At 68.0% G+C, this 11,549-nt stretch carries 14 protein-coding genes; 13 read left to right on the top strand and 1 reads right to left on the bottom strand.

What is annotated here, in order from left to right; all coding sequences use genetic code 11:
* Nucleotides 1-141: 141 nt before the first annotated feature.
* From C6V83_RS16005 to C6V83_RS15985, 5 genes are all read left to right on the top strand, one after another.
* Nucleotides 142-1,140 carry an alpha/beta hydrolase gene (locus C6V83_RS16005; protein ID WP_105943232.1) on the top strand — a complete coding sequence of 333 codons (999 nt, stop codon included), beginning with the start codon at nucleotides 142-144 and terminating at the stop codon, nucleotides 1,138-1,140.
* A 102-nt stretch (nucleotides 1,141-1,242) separates the two neighbouring features.
* Nucleotides 1,243-1,479 (top strand): MbtH family protein, encoded by a 237-nt coding sequence (locus C6V83_RS16000; RefSeq protein WP_105943231.1) that lies wholly within the window; start codon nucleotides 1,243-1,245, stop codon nucleotides 1,477-1,479.
* Between the two features lie 245 nt (nucleotides 1,480-1,724).
* Complete coding sequence (locus C6V83_RS15995) at nucleotides 1,725-2,030, top strand: hypothetical protein (protein WP_159067540.1); 306 nt, start codon at nucleotides 1,725-1,727, stop codon at nucleotides 2,028-2,030.
* Nucleotides 2,031-2,207: 177 nt separating this feature from the next.
* Nucleotides 2,208-3,374, top strand: a complete 1,167-nt coding sequence (locus C6V83_RS15990; protein ID WP_105943229.1) for a sensor histidine kinase — start codon at nucleotides 2,208-2,210, stop codon at nucleotides 3,372-3,374.
* On the top strand, nucleotides 3,371-4,432 hold the full coding sequence (locus tag C6V83_RS15985) for a hypothetical protein (RefSeq protein ID WP_159067539.1): 1,062 nt from the start codon (nucleotides 3,371-3,373) through the stop codon (nucleotides 4,430-4,432). The genes C6V83_RS15990 and C6V83_RS15985 overlap by 4 nt, the downstream gene beginning before the upstream one ends.
* Before the next feature lie 242 nt (nucleotides 4,433-4,674).
* Here the strand turns inward: C6V83_RS15985 and C6V83_RS15980 are convergent, their stop codons facing one another.
* The gene (locus C6V83_RS15980; protein WP_234353772.1) at nucleotides 4,675-5,217 is read right to left on the bottom strand and encodes a DUF4878 domain-containing protein; all 543 of its coding nucleotides are present in this window, start codon (nucleotides 5,215-5,217) and stop codon (nucleotides 4,675-4,677) included.
* Between the two features lie 364 nt (nucleotides 5,218-5,581).
* On the opposite strand from C6V83_RS15980, the gene C6V83_RS15975 reads away from it, so the two are divergent.
* From C6V83_RS15975 to C6V83_RS15940, 8 genes are all read left to right on the top strand, one after another.
* Nucleotides 5,582-6,214 (top strand): response regulator, encoded by a 633-nt coding sequence (locus tag C6V83_RS15975; protein WP_105944019.1) that lies wholly within the window; start codon nucleotides 5,582-5,584, stop codon nucleotides 6,212-6,214.
* 54 nt (nucleotides 6,215-6,268) lie between these two features.
* Entirely contained in the window at nucleotides 6,269-7,516 is a 1,248-nt protein-coding gene (locus C6V83_RS15970; RefSeq protein ID WP_159067538.1) for a sensor histidine kinase, read from the top strand.
* The gene (locus C6V83_RS15965; RefSeq protein WP_105943226.1) at nucleotides 7,504-8,565 is read left to right on the top strand and encodes a hypothetical protein; all 1,062 of its coding nucleotides are present in this window, start codon (nucleotides 7,504-7,506) and stop codon (nucleotides 8,563-8,565) included. Before C6V83_RS15970 ends, C6V83_RS15965 begins: the two co-directional genes overlap by 13 nt.
* 320 nt (nucleotides 8,566-8,885) lie before the next feature.
* Nucleotides 8,886-9,257: a response regulator transcription factor gene (locus C6V83_RS15960; protein WP_105943225.1), complete on the top strand. Its 372-nt coding sequence runs from the start codon at nucleotides 8,886-8,888 to the stop codon at nucleotides 9,255-9,257.
* A gap of 430 nt (nucleotides 9,258-9,687) precedes the next feature.
* Nucleotides 9,688-10,056, top strand: coding sequence for a 50S ribosomal protein L14 (gene rplN / locus C6V83_RS15955; protein ID WP_105943224.1), 369 nt, complete (start codon nucleotides 9,688-9,690; stop codon nucleotides 10,054-10,056).
* 3 nt (nucleotides 10,057-10,059) lie between these two features.
* Nucleotides 10,060-10,377, top strand: a complete 318-nt coding sequence (gene rplX / locus C6V83_RS15950; RefSeq protein ID WP_105943223.1) for a 50S ribosomal protein L24 — start codon at nucleotides 10,060-10,062, stop codon at nucleotides 10,375-10,377.
* A gap of 2 nt (nucleotides 10,378-10,379) precedes the next feature.
* Entirely contained in the window at nucleotides 10,380-10,958 is a 579-nt protein-coding gene (gene rplE / locus C6V83_RS15945) for a 50S ribosomal protein L5 (RefSeq protein ID WP_105943222.1), read from the top strand.
* Nucleotide 10,959: 1 nt separating this feature from the next.
* A complete protein-coding gene (locus C6V83_RS15940; RefSeq protein ID WP_105943221.1) occupies nucleotides 10,960-11,145 on the top strand; it encodes a type Z 30S ribosomal protein S14 in 186 nt (61 codons plus the stop codon).
* The last annotated feature ends 404 nt before the right edge of the window (nucleotides 11,146-11,549 follow it).

Genomic DNA, 11,549 nt, shown 5'->3' with positions numbered 1-11,549 from the left:
ACGCCCAGGTTCTGATGGTTGCGGCGCTGCGAAGGGACAATGAACGTGGCTCGGTGATCGGAGTGGCCGACTATGTCATCGATGTCAGAAGTGTCCACAGTCGCGGGTATCATTCCGCATGTCTGCTGTGAAAGGGAGTCAATGAAGATCCACGCACGGGCGTTTGTCGCCCACTTCGCCGTGATCGCTGTCGCGGTACTGGTCGGCTCCGGTCTGCTTGGAGTCGGAACTGCTTCGGCAACTCCGTCGCGAATCTCGAACAGCGAGAGCCTGGGGCCGCAGCACCAGCGACTCACCGTCTATTCGGAGTCGATGGACCGTCAGATCCCGCTCGACGTATTCGTTCCGAAGGACCAGACCCGTCCGGCCCCGGTGCTGTACATGCTCAATGGTGTCGCCGGTGGTGAAGGCGAGGGCAACTGGGCAGACAAGACCGACTACCAGGAGTTCTTCGAGAACAAGCATGTCTATGTGGTGACTCCGCTGGCCGGCGGTGGTTCGTACTACACCGACTGGCAGAAGGTTGACCCGATTATCGGCAAGAGCAAGTGGGAGACCTTCCTGCTGAAGGAACTGCCGCCGCTGCTTGCCGCGCGATACAACACGAATGGCAAGAATGCGATCGCCGGAATCTCGATGGCAGGCACATCGGTGCTGAACTTGGCGATCAAGGAGCCGGGGCACTATAAGGCGGTCGCCTCCTACAGCGGTTGCGCACAGACTAGTGACCCGATCGGTCAGGAGTTTATTCGCCAGGTCATTGTCGGGCGGATCGGTGCGGACATGACCAAAATGTGGGGTCCGCTCGACGGTCCGGACTGGCGGAAGCACGATCCGCTGATCAACGCGAACAAGCTGCGCGGAACGTCCCTCTACATCTCGTCGATGTCGGGTCTGCCCGGACCTGACGAGCAGATCCACTCGCTCGGCGATCTTGACCCGAAGATGATCGATCAGATCGCGCTGGGTGGTGGGATCGAGGCCGCGATGACGTACTGCACCCTGAACATGCAGCAGCGGCTGAAGCAGCTTAACATTCCGGCGACCATCGTGATTCGGCCGGCCGGTACCCATTCGTGGGGTTACTGGGAGCGTGAGCTGAAGGCATCCTGGCCGCAGATTTGGGCTGCGATCCGCTGATCGGACACCGGAGAACCCCCAGGTGTCCGGTAGCATCCGACTGTGTCTCCGTGGGTCTTGCCGACGCGGAGATCCATAGACCTACTACTGAGGAGATTCCTTATGACGAACCCCTTCGACGACGAGAACGGCCGCTTCTACGTGCTGGTGAACGACGAGAACCAGCACTCGCTATGGCCGACCTTCGCCGACATCCCGGCCGGCTGGACCAAGGTGTTCGGCGAGGAGAGCCGTGACGCGTGCCTGAAGTACGTGGAGGAGAACTGGACCGACCTGCGCCCGAAGAGCCTCATCGAGGCGATGGAGCGCGATGCCGCGGAGCGTGCCGCCAAGGAGTGACTGCGGACGTGGCGCCGGCCATTACGGGGCCGTCACGAATTCACTCCAGTCACGTGCGTCTCACTGATCACAGGATTGGTCCATGTCACACTGAAGTGGAGACGGACACTATGCGATTGTGATGTTGACCACTTGGGGGCTCTGGCTATTTCACCTGCGGAAACCGTCTGCTTGACTGGCCAGTAAGCCCCTCAATTGGGGGACACCAGGGTAGGGTCCGGTCCTACGACTGACAGGTGAACGCCATGAGTGATCTCCTCATGCAGATCGAGCAGCGCGCGGCGACGATGCCGTGGATGCCTGCGGTGCGTTTTCGCGGACAGATCGTCTCCTACGGCGACCTCCACCGGCGCATCGTCGAGTACGACGCCGTGGTCTCCGCGCACGCCCTCTCTGAGAACGCGGCGCTCACCGCCGCCCTCGTCAGCTTCTTCCCGGATGCGCTGCGGGCGCTCGCGCCGCTGGATCAGGCCCAGTGGGTCGCCGATGCGATCACGTGGCTGAGTCGTGGTCTCTCCGACTCCCGTGAGTCCCTCATCGCCGCGATCTGAGGTCCCCGCAGGTCTGCTCGACACTCGACGCTCCCGCTTGACGTCAGACGATGTCCACCCGCGTGACGGCGCGCGACTCTCGGTGACACGGGCACTCGCGTTCCGCACCTCGACCGGTAGACTCTCCGACGATGACCACGCCGCCGACGCCCGCTGCGGCACTTCGGGCGTGAGCTGATGAATGCGTGGCGGATTCAGCGGGCGGCTGCGTTGTGCATCGGCCTCACCTTGGTCGGGACACCACTGCTGGCGCTCCCGCCGATGATCGGCAACGCGGAGTTGACCGCGTCGTGGTGGATCGCGCTCGGTATCGTCGCGCTGGTCTCGGCGGGCGCCTTCCTGGCCGTCGCCGGCACCGAGCGCCATCGCGCTCTGCTCGGCCCCGCCGTCGTCACCGCGTGCGCGGTGGAACTGATCCTGCTCGTCCTCTGGTTCCCCGCGCGCACCGGCGTGCACTCCGCGCCGGACGCCATCAACGCGGTGTGGGTGGGAGTCACCGCGACCACCGTCGCCATCGGGCTTGCGGTCTCGCAGGGCCTGCGCGCGTCGATGGTCTACACGGTCGTGCTGCTGTGCCTGCTGACGGTGGTCCAGAGCTATGCGCACGACGGCCGATTGCTGGCCGCCGAAGTGTATCGGGGCGCGGTCAATGGCGCACTGGTCGGTGTGTTCCTGGCCGTCGCCGTCGCCGCGATGCGCATCGCGCGCAAGGTCGACGCCGACCGCGAGCGCGTCCTCGCTGCCGCGGCGGCCGGGGCGGCGGCCACCGCTCGCGCCGAAGAGCGGGAGCGGCTCGACGACGTCGTGCGTGACGAGGTGATCACCGTCCTGCGGACCGTCCGGGCCGGGCCTCCGGCGCGCGTGCAGCGCGAGCAAGCGCACCGGGCACTGCGCGCGCTGCACGGCGCCGACACCGCCGACCGGCCGGACGTCATGGACGCGAAGGCCGCGTATCTGCGGGTCCGGGAATCGCTGGTGGCCCACGGCGACCACATCGAAGTGATCCTGCACATCGACGACTCCGCCGCGGTCCCCGGCGTCGTTTATCCGGTCGACGCGATCGACGCCCTCGTCGACGCGGCCGGCGAAGCGCTGATCAACAGCCTCCGTCACGCCGGCGACGAGGCATCGCAGGCGGTGCTCGGCATGTTCGGCGACGACGCCGTCCGGCTGCGCATCGTCGACGACGGTCGTGGCTTTGTGCCGGAACGGATCCCCCCGCTCAGCCTCGGCATAGAGGTCGGCATCCGCGGGCGCATGATGTCGGTCGCCGAGGGTTCCGCCGTCGTCGAGAGTGCACCGGGAGAGGGGACGATGGTGTCCCTGGAATGGCGACGGCCGTGAGCACTCCCGCGTCCCGACTGCCGCGCGAGCTGCCCGACCTCCCGACGCTCGTCGGCCTCCGCTCCCGGCTGGTCCTGTTCGCCATCGGCGTTCTGGCGGCCGGATACGTGATCGCGATGGTCGGCACCTCGGGTTCCGCCGAGGGCAGCGTCTGGGCCGCGCAGACCTTCGCTTTCGTGTTGCAGATCCTGTGCCTGCTGACCGCGATCGCGATTCCGGCCGACCCGCTCCCCACCTGGGCCGCCGCGGTGATCGCCATCGCGTCGCTCGGGGGACTCGCCGTCGCGTGGTGGTACATGCCGCCGGACTCCCAGTTCTGGGTGCAGGCGACGGTGCCGCCGTCGCTGACCGCCGCGGTCGCCGGGGTGATCGCAATCCGCGGACGATTCGCCGTCGCCGGACTCATGGCGGTCGGCACCCTCGCGATCGCTGCGTTCTGGGCCGTTCACCACGACCACGCGCCGGCCACGGCCCTGCCGATGTCGAGCCGGGTGGTCGGCACGGTGCTGCCCGCGGTGATCATCGCGGCGATGGTGCGGCCCATGATGAGCCTGATGGGTCTGCTCCGCGAGCGTGAACTCGCCGCAGTGCGCTTCGAAGCCGCGCGCCAGGCCACCGCAGACGAGCGCTGCGAGCGGCTCGACGCCCTCGCCCGCGAGGTGAGCCCCATCTTGCAGCGCGTCGCCGACGGCGAGGCGTTCACCGAAAGTGAGGCGCTGGCCGCGCGGCTCCTCGAGCAGGCGCTGCGCGACGAGCGCCGCGGCCGGGTCTGGAACAGCGAAGGCGTGCGCCGCGCCGCGACGGAGGCCCGGTCCCGCGGGATCTCAGTCCAGTTGTTCGACGACGGCGGCCTCGATCTGGACAGCCTCTCGGCCACCGATGCCGAAACACTGCGCGGCGAGCTGATCCGAACGCTCACCGCGGCGGAGTCCGGCGGCGTCACCGCCCGGATCCTGCCGCCGGGCCGCCATCAGGCGGCGCTGATCAACGTGATCGACGGCGACGCCGCCCACCGTCGCGCCTGTGTCCGGACCCCGGCCGGTCTGCGCTGGACCTGACCGTCGCCGGTACCGCCGGGAGGGAAGGCCGAGCGACCCTGCGGCCGAAAAGACGGCGACGCGCCGATTTCCTTTCGACAAGCTCAAGGGGCTGGGTCTTTCGCTCTTTGGGCTTTCGACAGGCTCAAGGGGCTGGGTCTTTCGCTCTTTGGGCTTTCGACAAGCTCAAGGGGCTGGGTCTTTCGCTCCTTGAGCTTGTCGAAAGGAAGAATCGGCGCGTCGACTGGGTCGGTGCTACCGGATCAACGGCCCATGCCGGCCAGCTGGGTCACGGCGTCGGCGCTGAGCTTCCAGGTGCCGTCGATCTGCACGTAGGTGAGGGTGATGTCCACCGGATCCGGAACGTGCGGCGACTTCACGGCCACGGTCGCCTCGGCGGCCTTGTTGCCGTCGACGTCGTCGACCGCGGCCACCCGCTTCACCGAGTAGATGTCCGGGGTGTAGCCGGCGGCCGACGATCCCTTGGCGTAGGCCTGGATGGCGGCCTTGGTCGCCGGGTTGCTGGTGTCGACCACGTTGTCGATCTCGTCGCCGGAGGTGTCCGGGTTCACCGCGGTGCGCAGAATCTCCTGGGCCTTCTGGTCGTCGAGTCCCTGGACGGTGGCCTTGGCCTCATCGGTCTTCGAGGTGACCGCCGATGCGGCGTCGGTGGCCGCCGACGTCACGGCGCTCGCGGCGTTCTCGGCGGTGTCCTTGGCGTCCGAGCAGCCGGTCAGGGCGAGGGCTGCGCCGGCGGCGCACGCGACGACGGCCAGCATGGGGCGGCGCAGGGTCTTCTGCTGCATAACTGTGGTCCTCCTTGGACTAGTCAGGTAATCCTAAGATAGCGCTCGTGCGGTCCGTCCGGTCAAGGGCCGCAGCTTGCCGGCGGCCGCGGCCGATTGCCGCGGTGGGCCTTACTTCGCCGTCGGCGTGGGCCAAAAGGAGGAAATTTCCCTGCTCGGGCCTGAGTTGTCGGACTCCGTCACTACAATCGGGGCCTGAGCAGAACGTTGCTCAGGGTGATTGTGAGCATCCGACGGGGAGGGGTGATCGAACGTGACCGATCCTGATACGGACGCCGCTGACGACGCGGGCATCGGAGCTGACGACGCGGGCATCGGAGCTGACGACGCGGGCATCGGAGTGGTGTCGGTGCTGCGGGTGGGCATGGTCGACGACCATCGCGCACCCGTGTGGGGGATCGAACGGATCCTGGAGATGCACGACGACCTGTGCCTGGTCGCCTCCGCCAGCACGGTGAGCGAATTGCTCGCTCAGACCGACGACCTCGACGTGGTGATTCTGGATCTGCGGCTCAACGACGGCACCACGCCGCGCGAGAATGTCGCCACGCTCGCCGAGCGGGGGATCGGCACCGTCGTCTACACCTCCGGCGAACATCCCGACCTGCTGCGGTCGGCAGCCCGCGCGGGGACCCTCGGTGTGGTCCTCAAGTCCGCTCCCGAGGAGGAGATCGTCGGCGCGGTGCGCACCGCCGGCCGGGGACAGGAGGTGCTGACCACCGAGTGGGCGGCCGCCATCGACGGCGACCCGAACCTGGACGCGGTGGATCTGAGCCCACAGTTGCAGCGCGTCCTGACGCTCTATGCCTCGGGCGGCACGTCGATCAGCGTCGGACAGGAACTCGGCGTCTCGCCGGACACCGTGAACGAGTACCTCAAGCGCATCCGCCAGAAGTACGCCGATGCCGGTCGGCCCACCCGCACCAAGCTCGACCTGTTCAAACGCGCTGTCGAGGACGGCTGGCTGCCCATGCCGCAGCGCCCGCGCGGTGAATAGCGCGCCACTCCCGGTGTGAACGCAGAGCCCGGCACAGAGGCAGATTCCGCGGCGGTGACAGTCCCCGCGGCAGCCCCGGCGAGCCCTGCCGCGCCGAATGGAGCACCGGCGTTCGGGGGCATGCCACGGGCGGGCGGTCCGGAGGAACGCCGGATCCAGGTCGCCATGGCCCGGTTCGTCGGGTGCGGCTACCTCGCCTTCCTGCTGATCGCCATCCCGCGCTTCGGGCAGCCCACAGGCATGGTCGCCGGGTGGTATGCGCCTGTGGCGGCCGTATTGGCCTACGGCCCGGGAATCGCCCTGGTCCCGGCCACCTACTGGGCGCCGACGAGAAGGCTCATCCGCCCGCTCGCCGTCGCGTGCTTCGTCGGCTTCCTCGCCGCGTGTGCGCTCTGGTTCGTGGCGTGGACCGGACTGCGCGTCCCAGCCGGCGAGGTTACCTGGCTCTTCTGCGGACTCACGGGCCTCGCGGTCGCACTGGTGGGGCTCCGTCCGGGCATCGTGGCGCTGCTGGTCTGCGCGGCGGGCTGGGCGCTCCTCACGGCGGCCGGTCGCAGCGGTGATCGGCTGGGCGTGCTTGTGTACGAGTGGCTGTTCGTCGTGGTCTTCTCGCTGCCCTTCGTGGTGCTCATCTGGAAGGTGATCCGCACCGGTGCGCTCTTGGACAAGGCGCACGCGGACTCGGTCGCCGCGGCCCGGCTCTCCGCTGCGTCGACGGCGCGCGCGGCCGAGCGCGCGCGATTCGGCGCGCTGATCCACGACAACGTCCTCGCCACGCTGCTGGCGGCGAAGGCGGACCCGGGCGACGGCCGGCTCGCGGTGCAGGCGCAGATCGCGCTCGACGAGTTCGACGCGCTGGCGCACCCGCCGAGCACGGGCGACGAGGAACTCACCGCAGCCGAGTCGCTCGGCCGCCTCCGGGCGGTGGTGTCCCTGGTCGATCCCGGGGTGAGGATCGAGGTGGTGGATGAGGTCTCCGCCGGCAGCGGACGGGGCCGCTATCCGGCACACGCCGTCCGCGGCCTGGCCGAGGCCGCCGGTGAGGCGCTGCGCAACGCTCTTCGGCACGCCGGCGGCGACGCCGAACGCGCGGTGGTGATTCGTCTCGGCGACGACTCGGTGCAGGTGGTGATCGCCGACGACGGGGTCGGGTTCGATCCGGCGTCGATCCCCGCCGAGCGTCTGGGCATCGAGGTCAGCATCCGGCAGCGCATGGACGGGCTGGCCGACGGCGAGGGCTCCGCGCACATCGAGAGCACCCCCGGGTCGGGCACGGAGGTGCGGCTGGCGTGGGAACGGTGACCGTGAACGCGGAGTCGGAGCATCGCTGGTACTGGGGACGGGGCCCGCTGCGGGAGGATGCTTCGGCGCTGGTCGGTCTGCAGACTCCAGCCGCGTACGCGCTGGCGCTGCTCAGCATCGTCGTGCTGAGCACGATCGCCTTCGCGGCCGGCGGGGTGACCCGTCCCTGGCTGCTCGGCGCGGTGTTGCTGGTCCTCGCCGCGGTGGCGTTGATGGTGCTGGCCGCGGCGGGAGACCCGCTCCGTCCGCTTCCGACGGCGGTGGCGGTGCTCTTGCCGCCGACCGCGCTGGCCGCGGCGGTCCCGGCGCTGACCCGCGAACCCGGCCTCGCGTACACCGTCCTGACCGCCGCGATCGTGTCGATACAAGTGTTGACGGCGGTACGCGGGCGGCTCGGTGCGGCCTGGCTCGGACTGGCGCTCAGCATCGTCGTCGGAATCGGTGCCGATCGCGTCGCCGGACCACTGGCGACGCTGACCGGCAATCTCGGGTCCAATCTGGCGGTGATGATCATGGCGACGGTGTTCGTGGCCATCATCCGTCCGCGGGCCCGACGCATCCACGCGCTCCGTCGCGACGCCCGGGACCGGTCGGCGTTCGACGCGGCTCAGGAAGCGGTTCTGACTGTGCGCGATCAGGAAGTAGCCGGCCTCGCTCGGCAAGCGCGACCGCTGCTCGAGCGGATCGCGACGGGAGAGCCGATCGACGACGCCGTCGTCGGCGAATGCCTCCTGGTCGAGGCGGCGCTCCGTGATCGCATCCGGGCTCCCGGGCTGCACGACGACGACCTCGCGGCGGCGGTGTGGCAGGCCCGGGCGCGCGGCGCCCGGGTGCTGCTCCTCGACGACCGGGCGGTCGGCGACGACGATCCGGATCGCTTCGCCCCGCTCCTGGCCTCGGCCGCCGAACTGCTGGACTCGGTCGGGCCCGGGAGCGAGGTCACCGTCCGGGTGCTGCCGAACGGCCGGGGCCGGCTGGCCACGATCACCGTCGTCGATGGGGGACGCCTGTCCCGCTGGGAGTTCACTCCCGACGGGCTGCCCGCCTGAGAGATTTCTGTGTGATCGCAATCACATTCATTGGTGGATCTGCCGGTCGTCATAGCCTCAGTTGCGTGTCGATGTCCGATGTGCCCGATCCGCTGACCTGCGGTGTCGTCGATCGGCGCGGAGTGTCGGTCGATCGAGTGATTGACGTCCGCGCCAACGGCGGAACCGCGATGTCCCCCAATTGGGGTCTACACGCTGGGCGGCGGCGTTCATAGCCTTTGGGCAAGGTTGCGGCAGGCGGGCGATCAGCGTCCGAAATCCAGTGTTGCAGCGGGCATTTCGGGTTGGGGAACCTAAGAGGGGTAAGTTCTGTGACGGCGATGGTGGCGGACCTTGTAGAGGCGCATTCGGCGACGGTGCACGCTCGGCCGGTCCGCGAGCACGAAGGGAACGGTGGCGGCCACGGGGCGTCGGGGGAGGTCGCCGACATCGGGGCCTTCCGGGCCGGCGAAGGCGTGCGTGTGGTACGTCCCTCGCTGTCGCGGCGCGAGGTCGAGGTGCTCATGGCGTGGCTGGCCTCGGACTCCAAGGACGAGGCGGCCGCGTCGCTGTTCATCTCGGCGTCGACCGTCAGCACGCACATCTCGCGGATCCGCAACAAGTACGCTGCGGTCGGGCGACCGGCACCCACCAAGGCGCACCTGCTCGCCCGCGCGCTCCAGGACGGATACACCACCCTCCCGGAGTGGTGAGTTCGGGTCTCGATACGCCTCGCCTGGCAGCTCGGCTACTCGGTGCTTTCGACGGGGCTCAAGGGGCTTTAGACGGACTCAAGGGGCTGTGGGGGTTCGGCTACTCGGTCCTTTCGACGGGGCTCAAGGGGCTTCGACGGGGCTCAAGGGGCTTCGACGGGGCTCAAGGGGCTTCGGCGGGGCTCAAGGGGCTTCGATGGGGCTCAAGGGGCTGGCGGGGGATGGTTCGATTCGACTTCTGCCTGCGGTAATCCGTACACTGGACTGGTTGCCTGCGGCGCTTGCGCCGCGAATCGGCCCGTGAACCCACTGGGATCTTCCTCCGTCGTGTGGAAAACCCCAGGCAGGCGCGTGTTCCGGTGGCAGCAGACCGTGTGCGTCGGGTCGGAAATCCGGCGGACATCAGTATCCAGGTCAAGGAGACTAAGCAGTGATTCAGCAGGAATCGCGCGTGCGAGTCGCCGACAACACCGGTGCGAAGGAAATCCTCTGCATCCGCGTGCTCGGCGGATCGTCGCGACGCTACGCCGGCGTGGGCGACGTCATCGTCGCCACCGTGAAGGACGCCGTCCCCGGCGGCAACATCAAGAAGGGTGAGGTCGTCAAGGCCGTCATCGTGCGCACCGTCAAGGAGCGTCGTCGTGCCGACGGCTCGTACATCAAGTTCGACGAGAACGCGGCCGTCATCCTCAAGAACGAGACCGAGCCCCGCGGCACCCGTATCTTCGGCCCGGTCAGCCGTGAACTGCGCGACAAGCGCTTCATGAAGATCGTGTCGCTCGCACCGGAGGTGATCTGAGAAATGAAGGTGCACAAGGGTGACACCGTGATCGTCATCTCGGGCAAGGACAAGGGCGCCAAGGGCAAGGTCATCGAAGCCTACCCGCAGCGCGACAAGGTCCTGGTCGAGGGCGTGAACCGGATCAAGAAGCACACCGCGCAGTCGGCGAACGAGCGCGGTGCCTCCTCCGGCGGGATCGTGACCCAGGAAGCCCCCATCCACGTGTCGAACGTGATGGTCGTGGACTCCGACGGCAACCCGACCCGTATCGGCTACCGGATCGATGACGAGACCGGCAAGAAGGTCCGCATCTCCCGCAAGACCGGGAAGGACATCTGATTATGACCTCCACCGAAAAGGTTCAGCCGCGCCTGAAGACTCGCTACCGCGAGGAGATCAAGGACCAGCTGAGCTCCGAGTTCGACTACGACAACGTGATGCAGATCCCGGGCGTGGTCAAGGTCGTCGTGAACATGGGCGTCGGTGACGCCGCCCGCGACGCCAAGCTGATCAACGGTGCCGTCGCCGATCTGGCGCTCATCACCGGCCAGCAGCCCGAGATCCGTCGTGCCCGCAAGTCCATCGCGCAGTTCAAGCTGCGCGAGGGCATGCCGATCGGCGCCCGCGCGACCCTGCGCGGCGACCGCATGTGGGAGTTCCTCGATCGCCTGGTGTCGATCGCCCTCCCGCGTATCCGCGACTTCCGCGGCCTGAGCGATCGTCAGTTCGACGGCAACGGCAACTACACCTTCGGCCTGAACGAGCAGTCGATGTTCCACGAGATCGACATCGATTCGATCGACCGCCCGCGCGGCATGGACATCACCGTCGTCACCTCGGCCACCAATGACGAGGAGGGTCGCGCGCTGCTAAAGGCGCTGGGCTTCCCGTTCAAGGACTCGAACGCGAAGGACAACTGACATGGCTAAGAAGGCTCTGCGGATCAAGGCCGCCAAGAAGCCGAAGTTCGCGGTGCGTGGCTACACGCGCTGCAACAAGTGCGGTCGCCCGCACTCGGTGTACCGCAAGTTCGGCCTGTGCCGGATCTGCCTGCGCGAGATGGCGCACGCCGGCGAGCTGCCGGGCGTGCAGAAGTCCAGCTGGTGACCGAAGCTAGCTGACCGCGTCGTCCTGCGACGGCGTTGACGCTCGTACCGACGGCCCCGTCTCTCTTCACCGAGAGGCGGGGCCGTCGTGCTGTGTGCCCGCCCCCGCTCCTTGAGGTTGTCGAAAGGTCGCCCGCCCGCTCGCTCCTTGAGCTTGTCGAAAGGTCACCGCCCGCTCCTTGAGCAGCCCGCTCGCTCCTTGAGCTTGTCGAAAGGTCACCCGCTCGCTCCTTGAGCCCGTCGAAAGGTCACCCGCTCGCTCCTTGAGCTTGTCGAAAGGTCACCCGGTCGATCCACTCCGCCGAGATTGTCAGCATCTCCGGATATGGTCCGGTCCTGAGACGATCAGCGGACCGCCGAGGTCCGAATCGCGCAGGAAAGGGGAGGACGATGGTCAACGTACTG

The sequence above is a fragment of the Gordonia iterans genome (genome assembly GCF_002993285.1).
Classification (GTDB): Bacteria; Actinomycetota; Actinomycetes; order Mycobacteriales; family Mycobacteriaceae; genus Gordonia; species Gordonia iterans.
Note: the sequence above shows the minus strand (reverse complement) of the source record. Positions and strands in the feature narration are given on the sequence as shown.